Genomic DNA, 18,442 nt, shown 5'->3' on the forward strand with positions numbered 1-18,442 from the left:
GGCAGCGCAACCCGCTCGGCGGGTGGGCTCGCGTACCCGCGAGCCCGGGTACGTCATGTCTAGCCGTGCAAGCGGCTGCTGCGCGGGACGCTTGCGAGCAGGAACTCCATCTGGTCGGCCACGATGCGCCGGCCGCGCAGGATCATGTCCTCGTGCAGGCTGGGCACGTAGGGCAGGTAGAGCAGGCCCATGCGGGCTTCTTCGGGCAGGCGGTTGCCCTTGTGGCCGTTGCAGCCGCGGCATGCGGTGATGCAGTTCATCCAGCTGTCCTGCCCGCCGCGAGACACCGGGATGATGTGCTCGCGGGTCAGTTCGTCGAATGCGAAACGGTGGCCGCAGTAGGCGCACACGTGGCGGTCGCGGGCAAACAGCTTGGGATTGGCCAGCGCCGGCGCCTGGCGCCAGGCGCGGGAGGGAATGGCGCCGCGCACGGCAATGATGGGGTGCAGCTCGATGCGAGACTGCAGGCCGGTGGTGCGCTGCATGCCGCCGCGCATCACATGGAAGGCATCGCCCAGGGTCCAGGCAATGGCGTTGCTGGCATAGAGAACGGCGGCTTCCTTGACCGTCATCCACGCCTGCGGGCGACCCGAGATGTCCAGCTGTAGCACCTCCATGATGTGGCGCGCTCCTTAACCGTCAAGCATAACTTGCCCGGCGTGTGGCTGCCAGCGTCGCGCTGTGACGTAGTCGCCGTCGCGACGGTTGCGGGTAAACCCGAAATTCGCGAGCGTCTCCGGGCAAAACGTGAAGCGCTGGGTTGCTGGCAGTGCTTTTCCCCAAAAAAAATCAGGACAAGGACTCGCGTGTCGGCGCTGATTTCTGCAAAATAGCACGATCGTTCGTTTCATTCCGATCCGACACCCAGCCGCAATCCCGCACCGTGCTCAGTCAGCCAGCTCCTCGCCGCGCCAGCGCCCGCACCATGCAAAAAGGTCAGCAGACCCGCGCCGCCATCCTCGATGCGGCGCTGGGCCTGGCCTCGAACATGGGGCTGGAAGGCCTGTCCATCGGCGCGCTGGCCGAGGTCACGGGCATGAGCAAGTCGGGTGTGTTCGCCCACTTCGGCTCGCGCGAGGAACTGCAGATCTCGGTGATCAAGGAATACCACGCGAAGTTCGAGGAAGAGGTGTTCTTCCCGGCCATCCGCGAGGCACGTGGCCTTCCGCGCGTGCGGGCGCTGTTCGAGAACTGGGTCAAGCGGGTGGCGGTCGAAATCGACTCCGGTTGCATCTACATCTCTGGCGCCGTCGAGTTCGACGACCGGCCAGGCCCGGTGCGCGACGCGCTGGCCGGCATGGTCAAGGCCTGGCAGGCGGCAATGGAGCGGGCCATCCGCCTGGCCATCGAAACCGGCCACTTGCGGACCGACACCGACCCGAGCCAAATGTTGTTCGAGGTGCACGGCCTGATCCTGGCGCTGCATCACGACGCCCGTTTTCTTCGCCACCCCGGTGCCGTGGAGCGTGCGCGCTCCGGCTTCGCCCGCATCGTTCGCGATTACGCCGCCTCGCCCGAATCGGCCGAGGCCACGCTTTCCCCTCTGGCGCCGCGCGCGGCCCATCGTTAATCGACGTCCATCAGGAGACTTCCATGCCCCAGTACAACCCACCCGTGCGCGACATGCAGTTTGTGCTGCACGAGCTGTTTGATGTCGCCAGCGAGTTCAAGCAGATCCCGGCCTTTGCCGAGGTGGACGTCGACACCATCAATGCGGTGCTGGAAGAAGGCGGCAAGTTCGCCTCGCAGGTGATCTTCCCGATCAACCTGAGCGGTGACGCCGAAGGTTGCACGCTGGACAAGACCACGCACGAAGTCAGCGCGCCCAAGGGCTTCAAGGAAGCCTACAAGCAGTACGTCGAAGGTGGCTGGCCCGCGCTGTCGTGCGACCCGGCATACGGCGGCCAGGGCCTGCCGCACACGGTCAACCAGTGCCTGTACGAGATGCTCAACAGCGGCAACCAGGCCTGGACCATGTACCCGGGCCTGTCGCACGGCGCCTATGAAGCGCTGCACGCACACGGCACCGACGAGCAGAAGCAGACCTACCTGCCCAAGCTGACCAGCGGCGAGTGGACCGGCACCATGTGCCTGACCGAGCCGCACTGTGGCACCGACCTGGGCCTGCTGCGCACCAAGGCCGAACCGCAGGCCGACGGCAGCTACAAGATCACCGGCGCGAAGATCTTCATCTCGGCCGGCGAACACGACATGGTGGACAACATCATCCACCTGGTGCTGGCCCGCCTGCCGGACGCGCCCGTCGGCTCCAAGGGCATCTCGCTGTTCGTCGTGCCGAAGTTCATGGTCAATGCCGATGGCTCGCTGGGCGAGCGCAACGGCATCTATTGCGCCGGCCTCGAACACAAGATGGGCATCCACGGCAACGCCACCGCGCAGCTGGTGCTGGAGAACGCCGTCGGCACCTTGGTCGGCCAGCCGAACAAGGGTTTGCAAGCCATGTTCGTGATGATGAACGCCGCCCGCCTGGGCGTTGGCAACCAGTCGCTGGGCCTGACCGAAGTGGCCTACCAGAACGCCGTGGCCTATGCCAAGGACCGCCTGCAGATGCGTGCGCTGTCCGGCCCGAAGGCACCGGACAAGCCGGCCGATCCCATCATCGTGCACCCCGACGTGCGCAAGATGCTGCTGACCGCGCGTGCCTATGCCGAAGGCGCCCGCGCGCTGGCCACCTACACCGTGGTCCAGCTGGACAAGGAACTGCACCACCCGGACGAGGCCGTGCGCGCCGAAGCGGCGGACGCCGTCGCGCTGCTGACGCCCATCATCAAGGCCTTCATCACCGACAACGCCTGGATTGCCACTTCGCACTGCATGCAGGTCTATGGTGGCCATGGCTTCATCCACGAATGGGGCATGGAGCAGTACGTGCGCGACGCCCGCATCAACATGATCTATGAAGGCACGAACACCGTGCAGTCGCTGGACCTGCTGGGCCGCAAGATCCTGGGTGACAACGGCAAGAAGATGAAGAAGCTGGGCAAGATGGTGGCCCAGTTTGTGGAAGACGAAGGTATCTCCGAAGAGATGCAGGAATTCGTCAACCCGCTGGCTGACCTGGGCGAGAAGGTCACCAAGCTGACGATGGAAGTCGGCATGAAGGCCATGGGCAATGCCGACGAAGTGGGCGCCGCGGCGGTGGACTACCTGCGCGTCGTCGGCCACCTGGTGTTCGCCTACATGTGGGCTCGCATGGCCAAGGTCGCGCTGGAAAGGCAGAACTCGGGCGACCCCTTCTACAAGGCCAAGCTGATCACCGCGCGCTTCTACTTCGCCAAGCTGCTGCCTGAAACGGCCAGCCTGATCCGCACCTGCCGGGCCGGCTTGGCCCCGCTGGAGATGGACGAGGCCCTTTTCTAAAGTCACAGGTTCCAGAAGCCACCGAGCGCCGCCGCAGAGCGGCGCCGCATCACCCCCGGCCACCGTGCCATTGTCCTGGAGACAAACCGATGAAGAACACCCTGATCGCCCTGTCACTGGCCGCCTTTGCGGCGGCCGCATCCGCACAGGCCACGCCGGCCGGTTTGTGGAAGACCATCGACGACGAAACCAAGACCGAGAAGTCGCTGGTGCGCGTGACGGACAACGGGGGAATCTTCAGTGGCAAGATCGAGAAGCTGATGGATCCGGCCAAGGCCAACGCCGTCTGCGAGAAGTGCAGCGACGAGCGCAAGGACCAGGCCATCATGGGCATGACCATCATCCGAGCCGTCAAGCACAACCCGGATGACGCCGAGCTGTGGGACGGGGGCGACATCCTCGATCCGAACAACGGCAAGGTCTACAAGGTCCGGCTCAAGCCCGTCGACGGTGGCAAGAAACTGGAAGTCCGGGGCTACATCGGTGCGCCGCTGTTCGGCCGCACCCAAACATGGATTCGTGTCGAATAAGACACACAAGGAGAAGCAATGAGCAGGTTCCAGGTTCGCAAGGTTGCCGTGCTGGGCGCCGGCGTGATGGGCGCGCAGATCGCCGCCCATCTGGTCAACGTCAAGGTGCCGGTCGTGCTGTTCGACCTGCCGGCCAAAGAGGGCCCTAAAAGCGGCATCGCGCTGAAGGCGATTGCCAATCTCGCCAAGCTGAAGCCGGCGCCGTTGGGCGTGCCGGAAGACGCGGCCCGCATCACGCCGGCCAACTACGAAGAGCACCTTGACCTGCTCAAGGAATGCGACTTGGTGATCGAGGCGATCGCCGAGCGCATGGACTGGAAGCTGGACCTGTACACCAAGGTTGCGCCCTTCATCGCGCCGCACGCCATCGTCGCGTCCAACACCTCTGGCCTGTCGATCACCAAGCTCAGCGAAGCGCTGCCTGAAGAGATCAAGCCGCGCTTTTGCGGCATCCATTTCTTCAACCCGCCGCGCTACATGAGCCTGGTCGAGCTGATCCCCACGCCGACCACCGTGGCCAGCTACCTGGACCAGCTCGAAGGCTTTGTCACCAGCACGCTGGGCAAGGGCATCGTGCGCGCCAAGGACACGCCCAACTTCATCGCCAACCGCGTGGGCATCGCTGGCATGCTGGCGACCATCCATGAAGCCGCGCAGTTCGGCCTGTCGTACGACGTGGTCGACGACCTGACCGGCAAGAAGTTCGGCCGCGCCAGTTCCGGCACCTTCCGCACCGCGGACGTGGTCGGCCTGGACACCATGGCCCACGTCATCAAGACCCTGCAGGACAATCTCAAGGACGATCCGTTCTACGGCAGCTACGCCACGCCGCCGGTGCTGGCCAAGCTGATCGAGCAGGGCGCGCTGGGCCAGAAGGCCGGCGCCGGCTTCTACAAGAAGGTCGGCAAGGACATCCTGCGCCTGGACCCGGTCAAGGGCGAATATGTGCCGGGCGGCGGCAAGGCCGACGCCATCGTCGACCGCATCCTCAAGAAGCCGGCCGCAGAGCGCCTGAAGCTGCTGCGTGAGTCGACCAACCCGCAGGCCCAGTTCCTGTGGGCCATCCTGCGCGACGGCTTCCACTACGCCGCGGTGCACCTGAAGGACATCGCCGACTCGGCCCGCGAGATCGACTTCGCGATGCGCTGGGGCTTCGGCGCCAAGCAAGGCCCGTTCGAGCTGTGGCAGGAAGCCGGCTGGCAGCAGGTGGCCGGCTGGATCAAGGACGACATCGAAGCCGGCAAGGCGCTCTGCAAGGAGCCGCTGCCCGCCTGGGTGTTCGACGGCCGCACTGGCGTGCACACGCCCGAAGGCTCGTGGTCGGCTGCGCAATCAACCTACCTGCCGGTCTCCAAGCTCGCGGTCTACGGTCGCCAGCACTTCCCCGAAGCCGTGCTGGGCAGCGGCGCGGTGGATCCGCTCAAGAGCGGCACCGAGCTGTTCAAGAACGACGAAGTGCGTGTCTGGACGCTGGACGGCGAAGTCGTCATCGCCAGCATCACGGCCAAGCTGCACCTGATCAGCCCGACCGTCACGGAAGGCCTGCTCAAGGCTGTGGAACTGGCCGAGCAGAGTTACCAAGGCCTGGTGATCTGGTCGCCGGACGACGTGTTCTCCGCTGGCGCCAACCTCGAAGCCCTGATGCCGGTCTTCATGGCCAAGGGTGCCAAGGGGATTGCACCGGAAGAGAAGAAGCTGCAGGACATGATGCTGCGCATGCGCTACGCCAGCGTGCCGACGGTTGCGGCAGTGCGCGGCATCGCGCTGGGCGGCGGCTGCGAGCTGGCCGTGCATTGCAGCCAGCGCGTGGTGGCGATGGAAAGCTACATGGGTCTGGTCGAAGTTGGCGTGGGCCTGATCCCCGGCGGTGGCGGCCTGACCTACATCGCCCGCCGTGCCGCTGAAAACGCGGTGGCCGGTGCCGGCGCGGACCTGCTGAACTTCCTGAAGGAAGGCTTCCAGGCTGCGGCCATGGCCAAGGTCGGCACCAGTGCGCTGGAGTCCAAGAAGCTGGGCTACCTGCTGGACAGCGACATCGTCGTGCCGCACAAGGACGAGCTGCTCTACATCGCCATCAGCCAGGCCAAGGCCATGGCCAACGCCGGCTACCGCGCACCGGTCGCCAAGCCGATCCCGGTTGCTGGTCGCATGGGCATCGCCACCATCAAGGCCCAGCTGGTCGGCATGCGCGACGGTGGCTTCATCAGCAAGCACGACTTCCACATCGCCAGCCTGATCGCCGACGTGGTCTGCGGCGGTGAAGTGGACGCCGGCACGCTGGTGACCGAGGAATACCTGATGGCGCTGGAGCGCAAGCACTTCTGTGCGCTGCTGGAACATCCCAAGACCCAGGAACGCATCATGGGCATGCTGCAAACCGGCAAGCCGGTCCGGAATTGACCCACCCCCGAGCGGCTAGCGCCGCTCCCCCTCAAGGGGGCGACACCAGCGGCCCGGCAAAGCCGGTTCCGCGGCGTCTACCCGGTTAAGACATGGTCTGCGCCCTGATCCAGGGTAGAGGACAAGGAGATTGACATGACCAAGCAAGTGCAAGACGCCTACATCGTCGCCGCCAGCCGCACCCCCATCGGCAAGTCCGGCCGCGGCTACTTCAAGAACACCCGCTCCGACGACCTGCTGGTGCGCGCCATCCAGTCGGCCCTGGCCCAGGTGCCCAACCTGGACCCGGCGCTGATCGAAGACGCGGTCATCGGCTGCTCCTTCCCCGAAGGCGAGCAGGGCATGAACATGGCCCGCATCGCCGTGGCGCTGGCCGGCCTGCCGCACACGGTGGGCGGCATCACCGTCAACCGCTTCTGTGCCTCGGGCATCAGCGCGATCCAGATGGCTGCCGACCGCATCCGCGTTGGCGAGGCCGACCTGATGATCGCCGGTGGTGCCGAGTCGATGAGCATGGTGCCCATGGGTGGCAACAAGCCCTCGTTCAACCCCGAGATCTTCACCAAGGACGAGAACGTCGGCATTGCCTACGGCATGGGCCTGACCGCCGAGAAGGTCGCGGACCAGTGGAAGGTCAGCCGCGAAGACCAGGACGCGTTTGCGCTGGCCTCGCACCAGAAGGCGCTGAAAGCCCAGGCCGCCGGCGAATTCACCGACGAGATCTGCCCGGTCGACGTGATCGAGCGCGTGCCCAACCTGCTGACCGGCGAGATCACGAAGAACGTGCGCACCGTCAGCCTGGACGAAGGCGCCCGCCCGGACACCTCGCTCGAAGGCCTGGCCAAGCTGCGCCCGGTGTTCGCCGCCAAAGGCAGCGTCACGGCTGGCAACAGCTCACAGACCTCCGACGGCGCCGGCGCGCTGATCCTGGTCTCGGAAAAGATCCTCAAGCAGTTCGACCTGAAGCCGCTGGCGCGCTTCGTCAGCTTCGCCAGCCGTGGCGTGCCGCCGGAGATCATGGGCATCGGCCCGATCGCCGCGATCCCCGCTGCGCTGAAGAACGGCGGCCTGAGCCTGTCGGACATCGGCTGGATCGAGCTGAACGAAGCGTTTGCCGCGCAATCGCTGGCTGTCATCCGCGACCTCGGGCTGAACCCCGATGTCGTCAATCCGATGGGCGGCGCGATCGCGCTGGGCCATCCGCTGGGCGCCACGGGCGCGATCCGCGCCGCCACCGTGGTGCATGCACTGCGTCGCCACAAGCTGAAGTACGGCATGGTGACGATGTGCATCGGCACGGGCCAAGGCGCCGCCGGCATCTTCGAGGCGCTCTGATCGGGCTTATCCTCTTGAGGGCGACCTACCAGGGTCGCCCTTTTTCATTCAGGAATCGCAGGAGACTTCCATGAGCATCAAGACGGCCATCGTGGACGGCGTGGCCACCATCGAGATTGCCCGCCCCGAAAAGAAGAACGCGCTGACCCAGGCCATGTACCAGGCCATGGCCGACGCGATCAACGACGCGCAGCTCGACAGCACCGTGCGCGCCATCCTGATCACCGGCCAGCCCGGCATCTTCACCTCGGGCAACGACATCGAGGACTTCATGCAGCGCCCGCCGCAAGGCCTGGACTCGCCGGTGTTCCAGTTCATGCAGTCGCTCGAAGCCTGCGAGAAGCCGGTCATCGCCGCCGTCACCGGTGCTGCGGTTGGCATCGGCACCACGCTGCTGCTGCATTGCGACCTGGTCTACGTCAGCGACGAAGCCCGCCTGGCCATGCCGTTTGTCAGCCTGGGCCTGGTGCCGGAGTACGCCTCCAGCCTGCTGGTGCCGCAGTTGCTGGGCCATGTGAAGGCGGCCGAGAAGCTGCTGCTGGGCGACCCGTTCAACGGCGCTGAAGCGGTGGAGATGGGCATTGCCAACGCCGTGCTGCCAGCCAGCGAAGTGCTGGCCCATGCCCGCCGCATGGCCGAGCGCTTCAACGCGCTGCCGCCCGGCGCCGTGCGCGACAGCAAGCGCCTGATGAAGGCCGGCCAGCGCGCGCTGGTCAAACAGACCCTGGCCAGCGAAGCCGAAATCTTCGGCCAGCGCCTGCGCAGCCCCGAAGCCGCCGAAGCCTTCCAGGCCTTCTTCCAGAAGCGCAAGCCGGACTTCAGCAAGTTCTCTTGAACTGAGGCACCCGGCTTCGCGAGCACCTGAAGCCACTCGCCGGGCGGTCTTGCCTCGCCCGCCTAGAATCGGCTGATCATGGAAGCACAGCGCATCACGCTCGCGTTGGTAGACAGTTCTGCCGGCTATGAGGCCAGGCCGGATCGTGTGCGCCTGGGCGATCTGGCCCGCTTTGCCGATGATGTGCAGACCTTTCTTCGTGGCAATGGCCGCGAAGTGGACACGCAGCAACTCGAAGTGGCGATTCGGGACGGCTCGCTCGCCATCGAGACGGCACCGCTGCCGGCCGCCCCCAAGCTCTTCCAGGACCTGCAAGCGCTGCTGACAGGTGAGTTGCTGGATGGCCTGGACGCCCGGCGCAAGGAAGTGGTGGAGCGCTGGCAGAAGGCGGCACGCAAGAGCCGGGCGCTGGCCTATCGGATCTCTGCACCGTTTCTGTCGCAGCCCGTCGTCGTGAGTGCCCAGACGGACTACCGTGCCGACGATGCCGATCAATGGGTTCAGGTCGAGCGCTACATCCGCGGCGAGATCCAGGACCTGGGCGGCGCCAACAAGGTCAACGCCCATGTGCGCTTGCCCGACGGTTCCACATTGACTGTGAGCACCGAAAAAGACTTGCTGCGTGACGACAAGGTCAATCGCCTTTACAAGACTGCCATGCTGCGTGTGAAGGCCGAATACAACGTGCTGACACGCGAGCTGCGCAACGCACGCCTGTTGGCGTTCGTCGAATACGCCTCGACAGTGGACGAGGAGCAGTTGGCCCGCTTGGCTCAACGCGGCGCTGCGGCCTGGAAGGACGTTGCAGATCCGGTGGCCTGGGTCGACGAACTGCGCGGGGGCGAGTCTTGAACAGCGTGCTGTTGGACACCAGCTTCCTGATCACGTTTGCCAATCCTCAGCGGCCTCATCATGAGGTGGCGATGCGCTACTTTCGTGAATGCGTGCAGCGGCAGGTGCCGATGTACCTCTCCAGCATCGTGATCTCGGAATTCCAGGTCAAGCAGGCCATCAACGATTTGCCACTGCGCAACTTTGTCGTGCTGCCGTTCAATGTTGATCACGCGATGCGTTGCGGCATCCTGGTGCGGCAGTTCCAGCGTGATGCCGAGGACGACCGCGTGCGGGTGAAGGACGACTTCAAGCTGATCGCGCAGTGCGATTGCGAAGGGATCACCCATTTGCTGAGCGAGGATGCCGGTACGCTCGTGAAGTACGTCGCGAGGTCCCAGGTGCCCGGGGCGCCGTCGACAAGAACCGTGCTGCTCAAGGACGGTTTCGACACCGCCTGGTTCGAGAACGGCCAGCGACCCTTGCTGGGCGAAAGCTAGACACCCACGGACGGATTGCCCGGCAGCGGCTCGGCGGCCGTCGCTTCCGGCTGCGCTCCCAGTCCGCAGCTCGGGCAGTAGCGGAAGAACACGTTCTTGCGGGTGCTGCAGCCACCGCAGCGGTTGAACAGCGTGAGGCCGCAGTGCACGCAGAAGTCGGGCTTGACGTCGCCGGTGGTAAGGATGGCGCGTTCGCAGGCGGGGCAGACGTTGGCGGCCATCTTCTTCAGCGCTTCCTCGGGCGCCAGCGTCTGGCGGCGCTGCACCTCGGTCTGCTGCTCGGCGGCGGCACGGCGCGCCAGGTAGCGGCGCATCGCGCGGATCGCGTAGTGGCCGCCCAGGCCGGTCAAGAGGATGCCCACGCCGTAGCGCACATAGCCGCCGTAGCTGGGCAGGTAGGGCACCAGCTCGAAGAAAAACGCGAAGGCGGCGAACAGCACGAAGCCGCGCATCAGCGGCCAGTGGTCGCTGCGGCGCTTCTTCAGCACCAGCCAGGCGGCAATGACGAGCAGCGGCAGCGTCAGCGCCAGCCGCAGGCCGAACACGCGCAGCTCCTGACGGAACATGGCTTGTTCGTAGGCGCCGCTGGCGTCGTGCAGCAGTGTGTCGAGCCGGCGCTGGTGCGCGTCTCGGGCCTGCTGCAGGTCCAGCGTCTCCTGGTTCAGCTTTTCCTGCTTCTGCTGGCTGCTGCGCTCGGCGTCCTTCAGCCGGTCCAACTCGGCCACGCGGCGTTTCACTTCGGGGTCCTGGCTCGCGTCGCCGGTCACTTGCCGGCTGGCCAGCCAGTTCTGCTGCGCATTGCGGGCCGACTGGTAGGCGCTGTTGGCGGCCGTCATCTGCAGCCGCACCTGCTCCGCGTCTTCGCCCAGCGCGCGCTCACGCTCGTCCAGGTCCTTGATCTGCTCGCGCTCGGCGGCCAGCGTGTTGGCGTCGGCAAACTGCTCGACGCTGAGGCTGGGCTCGACCTGCGGCAGGTCGCCGATGAGCTTGCCACCCAGGCCGATCAGGAAGCTGGCGAAGACCAGCGACACGATCCACATCAACAGCGCAAACGCGCGCTCCGGAACTCGCAGGCTCTTGAACATGGGGTGTCTCGTGTTGGTTGTGCAGCGTCAGTGCAGGATCATTCGGCCAGCGGCTTGGGGATCTCGCGCGGTTGGCCGTTCATGTCGATGGCCACGTAAGTCAGATTGGCCTGGGTCACTTTCACCACCTGCAGGTTGCTGGGATTGCGCTCGGCGAACACCTCCACGCGCACCGTCACCGAGGTGCGGCCGATGCGCGTCACGGTGGCGTAGAAGCTCAGCAGGTCGCCCATCGAGACCGGCTGCTTGAAGATGAACTCGTTGACCGCCACCGTGGTGATGCGGCCCTTGGCAATGCGCGCCGGCAGCACCGAGCCGGCCAGGTCCACCTGGGCCATGATCCAGCCGCCGAAGATGTCGCCGTTGCCATTGGCATCGGCCGGCATGGGCATCACACGCATGACCAGGGTTTGATCGGTCGGCAAGCCCGGCGTGCCGGCCTGGGGCACACTGGAAGGCGTGGGAGCTGCGCTCATGCAAGGTTCCTTTGAATCGACATACATCTCGCTGGATTGTTTCACGATGCGCCGCGCTTCCTCTGCCCTGTCGGAACCCCCTGCACCTGCGGCCGGTGCAGCCCCGGAGCGCTCCGACTGGGCCACGCTCAAGCGCCTGCTGCCCTACCTGTGGCAGTACAAGCTGCGGGTGGTGCTGGCGCTGGGCTGCCTGATCTCGGCCAAGGTGGCCAACCTGGGCGTGCCGCTGCTGCTCAAGCACATGGTCGACAGCCTGTCCATTCCGGCTGGCGACCGGCGCGCGCTGCTGGTGGTGCCGGTGGCGCTGCTGCTGGCCTATGCCGGGCTGCGGCTGGCCACCTCGGTGTTCGGCGAGCTGCGCGAGTTGGTGTTCGCCAAGGCCACGCACGGCATCTCGCGCCAGATCGCGCTGCAGACCTTCCGGCACCTGAATGCGCTCAGCCTGCGTTTCCACCTGGAGCGGCAGACCGGCGGCATGACCCGTGACATCGAGCGCGGCACGCGCGCGCTGCAGTCGCTGATCTCGTATTCGCTCTACACCATCCTGCCCACGCTGGTGGAGCTGACGCTGGCGATGGTGCTGCTGGGCACCCAGTTCGACGCCGGCTTTGTCTGGATCACGCTGGCGGCGCTGGCCAGCTACATCGTCTTCACCGTCAGCGTCACCGAATGGCGCACCCAGTACCGCCGCACGATGAACGAGCTGGACTCCAAGGCCCAGAGCCGGGCAGTGGACGCGCTGCTGAACTACGAGACGGTGAAGTATTTCAACAACGAGGACTTCGAGGCCGAGCGCTACGACCGCGGGCTGGACGCCTACCGCCGCGCGCAGATCAAGTCGCAGACCACGCTGTCGATGCTGAACACCGGCCAGCAGCTGATCATCGCGACCTCGCTGCTGGCCATGCTGTGGCGGGCCACTTCCGGCGTGGTGGACGGCCACCGCTCGCTGGGCGACCTGGTGATGGTCAACGCGCTGTTGATCCAGCTCTACATTCCGCTGAACTTCCTGGGCGTGCTGTACCGCGAGGTCAAGCAAAGCATCACCGACCTGGACAAGATGTTCAAGCTGCTGGAGCGCGAGCGCGAGGTGCAGGATCCGCCGGGCGCGCAGGACCTGCAGGTGCGCGGCGGGGCGGTGCGCTTCGAGAACGTGCGCTTTGCCTACGACCCGGCGCGGCCCATCCTGCATGACCTGAGCTTCGAGATCCCGGCGGGCAAGACGGTGGCCGTGGTCGGCGCCAGCGGTGCGGGCAAGAGCACGCTGGCGCGGCTGCTGTACCGCTTCTACGACGTCAGCGAGGCCGGTGGCGGTCGCATCACCATCGACGGCCAGGACATCCGCGCGGTCACCCAGGACAGCCTGCGCCGGGCCATCGGCATCGTGCCGCAGGACACGGTGCTGTTCAACGACACCGTGGGCTACAACATCGGCTACGGCCGCACCGGCGCCACGCAGGAAGAGATCGAAGCCGCGGCGCGCGCCGCCCACATCCACAGCTTCATCGCGGCCCAGCCCAAGGGCTATGAGACGACGGTGGGCGAGCGCGGGCTGAAGCTCTCCGGCGGCGAGAAGCAGCGCATTGCCATTGCCCGCACGCTGCTGAAGAACCCGCCCATCCTGATCTTCGACGAGGCCACTTCGGCGCTGGATTCGGCCAACGAACGCGCCATCCAGGCCGAGCTGAAGAGCGCCGCCGAGGGCCGCACCACGCTGGTCATCGCCCACCGGCTGTCCACCGTGGTCGACGCGCACGAGATCCTGGTGATGGAGGCCGGCCGCGTGGTCGAGCGGGGCCACCACGAAGCCCTGCTGGCCCAGGGCGGGCGCTATGCCCGCATGTGGACGCTGCAGCACCGCAGCGAGGCAGCGCCGGTGGTGCTCTGAAGGTTTCCATTCCTGTCCCTTTTTCAATTGGAGTGAGCGGAGCGATGCAACCCGTTGTGCTGATGCTGAATGCCCTGTCCGACGCGCACCGCGCGATGATCGCGGCGCACTGCGAGCTGATCTACGCGCCCCGTGCCAAGCGCGCATCGGCCATTGCCGAACACGGCGCCCGCATCAACGCGGTGCTGACCATCGGCACCATCGGCCTGACGGCCGAGGAAATGCAGGCCATGCCGCATCTGGAACTGGTCTGCGCGCTGGGTGTGGGTTACGAGCGCATCGACGTGGCAGCGGCCCGCGCGCGCGGCATCGCGCTCGGCCACGGCGCCAACACCAATGCCGACTCGGTGGCCGATCAGGCGATGGCGCTGCTGCTGGCCTGCGTGCGCCAGCTGCCGCAGAACGACCGCGCTGCGCGCAGCGGCGTGCGCCGCGAGAGCCTGCCCATGCTGCCGCAACTCACCGGCAAGAAGCTGGGCCTGGTGGGCCTGGGCGCCATCGGCAGCACCATTGCCAAGCGCGCCAGCGGCTTCGACATGCCCGTCGGGTACCACGCGCGCCGCCCGCGCGAAGGCTTGGCGCACCGCTTCTTCGACAGCCCGCTGGCGCTGGCCGAATGGTGCGAAGTGCTGGTGCTGGCCGCGCCCGGCGGGCCCGAGACGCACCACATGGTCAACGCCGAAGTGCTGGCCGCGCTGGGCCCCCAGGGCTACCTGGTCAACATCAGCCGCGGCAGCCTGGTCGACACCGAGGCGCTGGCCGCTGCGCTGCGCAGCGGCGGCATTGCCGGCGCCGGGCTGGACGTCTACGAGAGCGAGCCCGAGCCGCCGCAGCCCTTGCTGGACCTGCAGCAGAACCTGGTGCTGACGCCGCACGTCGGGGGCCAGTCGCCCGAGTCCGCGCTGGCCATGGTGGACCGCTTCATTGCCAACCTCAACGGGCATTTCTCCGGGCAGGGCGTGGTGACGCCCATCCCATAATCGGCCATGGACACCAAGTGGCTCGAAGACTTCGTCAGCCTGGCCGAAACCCGCAGCTTCTCGCGTTCGGCCCAGCTGAGGCATGTGACCCAACCGGCGTTTTCGCGCCGCATCCAGGCGCTGGAAGCCTGGGCCGGGATCGACCTGGTCGACCGCTCGGCCTACCCGACGCGGCTGACCCCCGCAGGCGAGACCTTCCATGCCCAGGCGCTGGAAGTGCTGGGCTCGCTGCAGGCCACGCGCAACATGATGCGCAGCCATCAGGTGGCCGGGCAGGACATGATCGAGTTCGCCGTGCCGCACACGATGGCGTTCACGTTTTTCCCGCACTGGCTGATGGAGCTCAAGCAGCACTTCAAGGGACTGAAGAGCCGGCTGATCGCGATGAACGTGCACGACGCGGTGATGCGCCTGACCGAAGGCAGCTGCGACCTGCTGATCGCCTACCACCACGCCACCCAGCCGCTGCAGCTCAGCTCCGAGCGCTACGACATGCTGAGCCTGGGCCACGAGACCGTGGCGCCCTATGCCAAGGCCGGGCCGGACGGCCAGCCCCTGTTCCGCCTGCCCGGCACCGCGCGCGAGCCGGTGCCTTTCCTCAGCTACGCCTCCGGCGCCTACCTGGCGCGCCTGGTCGAGCAGATCATCAAGCACGCGCCGCAGCCGCCGCACCTGGACCCGATCTACGAGACCGACATGGCCGAGGGCCTGAAGGCCATGGCCGCCGAGGGCCACGGCCTGGCCTTCCTGCCGGCCAGCTCGGTGCGCAAGGAAATGCGCTCGCGCCGCCTGGTGGCCGCCGGCAGCAGCGACTTCGAGCTGACGATGGAAGTGCGCATCTACCGCGAGCGGCCGGCCTCGGCCCGGCATGTGAAGCCGGCGGCCGAGGAGTTGTGGTCCTTCCTGAAAGACCGGGCCGGGCGCAGCGGCTGAGCCACCGGTGAGCGCACCCGCCCCGCAGCTGAATGCCGCGCAGCGCCGCGCCGCCGCGCGGCCGGTGCTGCTCACGCTGCTGTCGCTGGCCATCGTGGTGCTGGCGGGCTGGGCCGGCTTCAGTGCCAGCGTGCGCCAGGGCACCGAGGCCTTGCGAGCCGAGTCCAACCACCAGCTGGACCTGTTCGCCTCGGTGGTGCAGGGCATGGTGCGGCAGCTGGAATACGTGCCGGCCACGCTGCAGCTGCACCCCGAGGTGCTGGCGCTGCTGCGCCAGCCGGGCGACGGCGCCCGCGCCGCGCAGGCCAGCAGCTACCTGCGCCGGCTCAATGCCCACCTGGGCAGCGCAGCGGTCTTCGTGCTCGGCGAGCGCGGCCAGGTGCTGGCCGCCAGCGAGCCGGCCGTGCTGGGCGAAGACCTGTCGTTCCGGCCGTATTTCCTCGAAGCCTTGGCCGGCCGCGTGGGCCGGCATTTCGCCATTGGCGTGCGCGACGGGCGGCCCGGCTACTTCGTCTCCCATCCGGTGCACGACGGCGCGCGCGTGCTCGGCGTCGCGGTGATCCAGATCAGCCTGGAGCCGGTCAACCAGGCCTGGTCGCTGCTGGGCGCGCCGGCGCTGCTGGCGGATTCGAACCAGGTCGTCGTGCTCTCCTCGCGCCCTGAGTGGCGCTACACCGCGCTGACCGACCTGGCGCTGGACCGCCGCGTGGACCTGCAGCTGACGCGCCTCTACGGCGAGCAGCGCATCACCCGCTTTCCGCTGCAGGTGGACCTGCGGGTGGACGAGGACAGCCAGATCGTCGAAGGCGTGCTGCCCGAAGGCCTGGGCCAGGCGGGCGCGCGCAGCCGGCCCGGCGCCACGCGTGGCGTGCTGGTGCTGGGCCGCACGCTGGACGGCATGGATTGGCGGCTGCTGATGTTCACCGACTTGCAAGTGGTGCGGCAGGACGCCGTGCGCGCCAGCTTCCTCGCGGCCGTCAGCGCCGGTTTCCTGCTGCTGCTGGGCGTGCTGGTCAACCAGCGCCGCCGCATCGTGCGCCAGAAGCTGATGGCCAACCGCGAGCTGGAGGAAAAGGTGCTGCTGCGCACCCAGGCGCTGAGCGACGCCAACCGCCAGCTGCGCAAGGAAGTGCGCGACCGCGAGCAGGCCGAGCGCACGCTGCGCAACGCGCAGGACGAGCTCGTGCACGCCGGCAAGATGGCCGCGCTGGGTCAGCTGGCCACCGGCATCACGCACGAGCTGACGCAGCCGCTCGGGGCCATCCGCACGCTGTCGGCCAACGCGGTCGAATTCATGCGCCGCGGCGAGCTGGAGACGGTGGGCAGCAACCTGGGCATCCTGGCCCGGCTGGCCGACCAGATGGGCGCCATCATCGAGCCGCTGAAGGGCTTCGCGCGCAAGTCGCAGGCCCGGCCAGCCCGCACCGACGTGGCGGTCGCGCTGGGCAACGCGCTGTTCCTCTACGACCAGCGGCTGCGCAAGGAATGCGTGCAGGTGCAGAACGCCATCGCGCCCGGCCAGGTCTTCGCCTGGTGCGACCCGAACCGGCTGGAACAGGTGCTGATCAACCTGATCGGCAATGCGCTGGATGCGATGCGCGATGCACCGGAACGTGTGCTGCGGCTGGCCGCGGGCGTGCAGGGCGAACAGGCCTGGGTCACCGTGCACGACAGCGGCAGCGGCCTGGCCGAGGCGGTCAAGGCACGGCTGTTCGAACCGTTTTTCAGCACCAAGGAAGCCGGCGTCGGCCTGGGCCTGGGGCTGGCCATTTCGCGCGACATTGCCCGCGAGGCCGGCGGCGAGCTGGAGGCGGACAATCACGCCGACGGCGGCGCCTGCTTCCGCCTGTCCCTGCCGTTGCCGCCTGACGATACCCCATGACCGCGCCCCTCACCGTTTTGCTGGTGGAAGACGACCTGCCGATGCAGCTGGGCTGCCAGCAGGCCCTGCAACTCGCGGGTTTGCGCGTCGAGGCAGTTGAATCGGTGGAAGCCGCGCTGCCGCGGCTGCAGCCCGGCTTCGAAGGCGTGGTCGTCACCGACATGCGGCTGCCCGGGGCCGATGGCCTGTCGCTGGTGCGCCGCTGCCGCGAGCTGGACGCCGACCTTCCGGTCATCATGATCACCGGCCATGGCGACGTGACACTGGCCGTCGAGGCCATGCGCAGCGGCGCCTACGACTTCATCCCGAAGCCGTTTTCGCCCGAGGTGCTGGTCGAAGTGGTGCGGCGGGCGCTGGAAAAACGTGCGCTGACGTTGGAGGTGCTTTCGCTGCGGCAAGCCTTGGCGCGCAAGGAAGGCGGGGTGGCCAAGCTGGTGGGCCGCTCGCCGCAGATGGCCGCGGTGCGGCAGCTGGTCTCGCGCGTCGCCGGCTCGGCGGTGGACGTGCTGGTCAAGGGCGAAACCGGCACCGGCAAGGAGCTGGTGGCGCAGGCGCTGCATGAGCTGTCCGGCCGGCAGAAGGCGCCGCTGGTGGCGCTGAACTGCGGCGGCCTGCCCGACAGCATCATCGACAGCGAGCTCTTCGGCCACGAGGCCGGCGCCTTCACCGGCGCAGCCAAGCGCCGCATCGGCAAGATCGAGCATGCCCACGGTGGCACGCTGTTCCTGGACGAGGTGGAGAGCATGCCGCTGGGCGTCCAGGTCAAGCTGCTGCGCGTTCTGCAGGACCGCGTGGTCGAGCGCCTGGGCTCGAACGAGCGCGTCTCGGTGGACTGCCGCGTGGTCGCCGCGACCAAGGATGACCTGCTTCAGCGTGCGAAACAGAACACCTTCCGCAGCGATCTCTATTACCGGCTCAACGTCGTCACCATCGAGCTGCCGCCGCTGCGCGAGCGCCGCGAGGACATCCCGCTGCTGCTCGAACATTTCCTGCTGCTGGCCGCCAGCCGCTACGGCCTGCCGCAGCCCGAGGTGAGCCCGGCGCAGTTGCGTGCCTTGATGGCGCATGACTGGCCCGGCAATGTGCGCGAACTGCGCAACGTGGCCGACTGCCTTGTGCTCGGCGTGCACAGCGAAGTGCTGGGCGGCGTGGCGGCCGACCAGCCCCAACCGCCGCAGAGCCTGTCTCTTGCCGAGACGGTGGAGGACTTCGAGCGCAGCCTCATTCGCGAGGCGCTGCAGCGCCAGGGCGGCCACATCGCCCGCACCGCCCAGGCGCTGCGCGTGCCCAAGACCACGCTGAACGACAAGATCCGCAAGTACGGGTTGAACAGCGAGCCGGCGGCCGAATGAGCCTGAGTCGGTTGAACCTGGCCTGGTCGGCGAT

The 18,442-nt window shown here is 67.2% G+C and carries 16 protein-coding genes; 13 read left to right on the forward strand and 3 right to left on the reverse strand.

What is annotated here, in order from left to right:
• Positions 1-59 precede the first annotated feature (59 nt).
• On the reverse strand, positions 60-617 hold the full coding sequence (locus LRH25_RS03350) for an HNH endonuclease (RefSeq protein WP_141285744.1): 558 nt from the start codon (positions 615-617) through the stop codon (positions 60-62).
• A gap of 308 nt (positions 618-925) precedes the next feature.
• Between LRH25_RS03350 and LRH25_RS03355 the strand changes: the two genes are divergently transcribed.
• The 8 genes from LRH25_RS03355 (at position 926) to LRH25_RS03390 (ending at position 9,812) form a co-directional block, all read left to right on the forward strand.
• Positions 926-1,570, forward strand: a complete 645-nt coding sequence (locus LRH25_RS03355) for a TetR/AcrR family transcriptional regulator (RefSeq protein ID WP_141285746.1) — start codon at positions 926-928, stop codon at positions 1,568-1,570.
• Between the two features lie 23 nt (positions 1,571-1,593).
• The gene (locus LRH25_RS03360; protein WP_141285748.1) at positions 1,594-3,381 is read left to right on the forward strand and encodes an acyl-CoA dehydrogenase C-terminal domain-containing protein; all 1,788 of its coding nucleotides are present in this window, start codon (positions 1,594-1,596) and stop codon (positions 3,379-3,381) included.
• A gap of 89 nt (positions 3,382-3,470) precedes the next feature.
• A complete protein-coding gene (locus LRH25_RS03365; protein ID WP_141285750.1) occupies positions 3,471-3,911 on the forward strand; it encodes a DUF2147 domain-containing protein in 441 nt (146 codons plus the stop codon).
• Positions 3,912-3,929: 18 nt separating this feature from the next.
• Positions 3,930-6,311 carry a 3-hydroxyacyl-CoA dehydrogenase/enoyl-CoA hydratase family protein gene (locus LRH25_RS03370; RefSeq protein WP_141285752.1) on the forward strand — a complete coding sequence of 794 codons (2,382 nt, stop codon included), beginning with the start codon at positions 3,930-3,932 and terminating at the stop codon, positions 6,309-6,311.
• A gap of 135 nt (positions 6,312-6,446) precedes the next feature.
• Positions 6,447-7,646: an acetyl-CoA C-acyltransferase gene (locus LRH25_RS03375; protein ID WP_141285754.1), complete on the forward strand. Its 1,200-nt coding sequence runs from the start codon at positions 6,447-6,449 to the stop codon at positions 7,644-7,646.
• 70 nt (positions 7,647-7,716) lie between these two features.
• Positions 7,717-8,481: an enoyl-CoA hydratase gene (locus LRH25_RS03380; RefSeq protein WP_141285756.1), complete on the forward strand. Its 765-nt coding sequence runs from the start codon at positions 7,717-7,719 to the stop codon at positions 8,479-8,481.
• A 78-nt stretch (positions 8,482-8,559) separates the two neighbouring features.
• Positions 8,560-9,333, forward strand: a complete 774-nt coding sequence (locus tag LRH25_RS03385) for a hypothetical protein (RefSeq protein ID WP_141285758.1) — start codon at positions 8,560-8,562, stop codon at positions 9,331-9,333.
• Between the two features lie 71 nt (positions 9,334-9,404).
• Positions 9,405-9,812, forward strand: a complete 408-nt coding sequence (locus LRH25_RS03390) for a hypothetical protein (protein ID WP_141285760.1) — start codon at positions 9,405-9,407, stop codon at positions 9,810-9,812.
• On the opposite strand, the gene LRH25_RS03395 is transcribed toward LRH25_RS03390, so the two are convergent.
• Entirely contained in the window at positions 9,809-10,897 is a 1,089-nt protein-coding gene (locus tag LRH25_RS03395; RefSeq protein WP_141285763.1) for a zinc ribbon domain-containing protein, read from the reverse strand. The two genes, LRH25_RS03390 and LRH25_RS03395, sit on opposite strands and share 4 nt — an antisense overlap.
• Before the next feature lie 38 nt (positions 10,898-10,935).
• A complete protein-coding gene (locus LRH25_RS03400; protein WP_141285765.1) occupies positions 10,936-11,373 on the reverse strand; it encodes an acyl-CoA thioesterase in 438 nt (145 codons plus the stop codon).
• A gap of 46 nt (positions 11,374-11,419) precedes the next feature.
• Here LRH25_RS03400 and LRH25_RS03405 point away from each other — a divergent pair, with 46 nt between their 5' ends.
• Genes LRH25_RS03405 through LRH25_RS03425 form a run of 5 tightly spaced genes read left to right on the forward strand, consistent with a single transcriptional unit; the run spans position 11,420 to position 18,408 of the window.
• The gene (locus LRH25_RS03405) at positions 11,420-13,261 is read left to right on the forward strand and encodes an ABCB family ABC transporter ATP-binding protein/permease (protein WP_141285767.1); all 1,842 of its coding nucleotides are present in this window, start codon (positions 11,420-11,422) and stop codon (positions 13,259-13,261) included.
• 44 nt (positions 13,262-13,305) lie between these two features.
• Positions 13,306-14,241 carry a 2-hydroxyacid dehydrogenase gene (locus LRH25_RS03410; protein ID WP_231010171.1) on the forward strand — a complete coding sequence of 312 codons (936 nt, stop codon included), beginning with the start codon at positions 13,306-13,308 and terminating at the stop codon, positions 14,239-14,241.
• Positions 14,242-14,247: 6 nt separating this feature from the next.
• Entirely contained in the window at positions 14,248-15,174 is a 927-nt protein-coding gene (locus LRH25_RS03415; protein WP_231010172.1) for a LysR substrate-binding domain-containing protein, read from the forward strand.
• Positions 15,175-15,181: 7 nt separating this feature from the next.
• Complete coding sequence (locus LRH25_RS32970) at positions 15,182-17,056, forward strand: sensor histidine kinase (protein ID WP_231010173.1); 1,875 nt, start codon at positions 15,182-15,184, stop codon at positions 17,054-17,056.
• A complete protein-coding gene (locus LRH25_RS03425; protein WP_141290618.1) occupies positions 17,053-18,408 on the forward strand; it encodes a sigma-54-dependent transcriptional regulator in 1,356 nt (451 codons plus the stop codon). The genes LRH25_RS32970 and LRH25_RS03425 overlap by 4 nt, the downstream gene beginning before the upstream one ends.
• Positions 18,409-18,442 lie beyond the last annotated feature (34 nt).

The sequence above is a fragment of the Ideonella azotifigens genome (genome assembly GCF_021043325.1).
Lineage (GTDB): Bacteria > Pseudomonadota > Gammaproteobacteria > Burkholderiales > Burkholderiaceae_C > Ideonella > Ideonella azotifigens.

Bases quoted from the DNA above. Each gene is read 5' to 3' on its own strand.
- LRH25_RS03375 (WP_141285754.1), top strand. From the start codon at position 6,447: ATGACCAAGCAAGTGCAAGACGCCTACATCGTCGCCGCCAGCCGCACC.
- LRH25_RS03350 (WP_141285744.1), bottom strand. From the start codon at position 617: ATGGAGGTGCTACAGCTGGACATCTCGGGTCGCCCGCAGGCGTGGATG.
- LRH25_RS03410 (WP_231010171.1), top strand. From the start codon at position 13,306: ATGCAACCCGTTGTGCTGATGCTGAATGCCCTGTCCGACGCGCACCGC.
- LRH25_RS03405 (WP_141285767.1), top strand. From the start codon at position 11,420: ATGCGCCGCGCTTCCTCTGCCCTGTCGGAACCCCCTGCACCTGCGGCC.
- LRH25_RS03395 (WP_141285763.1), bottom strand. From the start codon at position 10,897: ATGTTCAAGAGCCTGCGAGTTCCGGAGCGCGCGTTTGCGCTGTTGATG.
- LRH25_RS03360 (WP_141285748.1), top strand. From the start codon at position 1,594: ATGCCCCAGTACAACCCACCCGTGCGCGACATGCAGTTTGTGCTGCAC.
- LRH25_RS03400 (WP_141285765.1), bottom strand. From the start codon at position 11,373: ATGAGCGCAGCTCCCACGCCTTCCAGTGTGCCCCAGGCCGGCACGCCG.
- LRH25_RS03355 (WP_141285746.1), top strand. From the start codon at position 926: ATGCAAAAAGGTCAGCAGACCCGCGCCGCCATCCTCGATGCGGCGCTG.
- LRH25_RS03385 (WP_141285758.1), top strand. From the start codon at position 8,560: ATGGAAGCACAGCGCATCACGCTCGCGTTGGTAGACAGTTCTGCCGGC.
- LRH25_RS03425 (WP_141290618.1), top strand. From the start codon at position 17,053: ATGACCGCGCCCCTCACCGTTTTGCTGGTGGAAGACGACCTGCCGATG.
- LRH25_RS03365 (WP_141285750.1), top strand. From the start codon at position 3,471: ATGAAGAACACCCTGATCGCCCTGTCACTGGCCGCCTTTGCGGCGGCC.
- LRH25_RS03415 (WP_231010172.1), top strand. From the start codon at position 14,248: ATGGACACCAAGTGGCTCGAAGACTTCGTCAGCCTGGCCGAAACCCGC.
- LRH25_RS03390 (WP_141285760.1), top strand. From the start codon at position 9,405: ATGCGCTACTTTCGTGAATGCGTGCAGCGGCAGGTGCCGATGTACCTC.
- LRH25_RS03380 (WP_141285756.1), top strand. From the start codon at position 7,717: ATGAGCATCAAGACGGCCATCGTGGACGGCGTGGCCACCATCGAGATT.
- LRH25_RS03370 (WP_141285752.1), top strand. From the start codon at position 3,930: ATGAGCAGGTTCCAGGTTCGCAAGGTTGCCGTGCTGGGCGCCGGCGTG.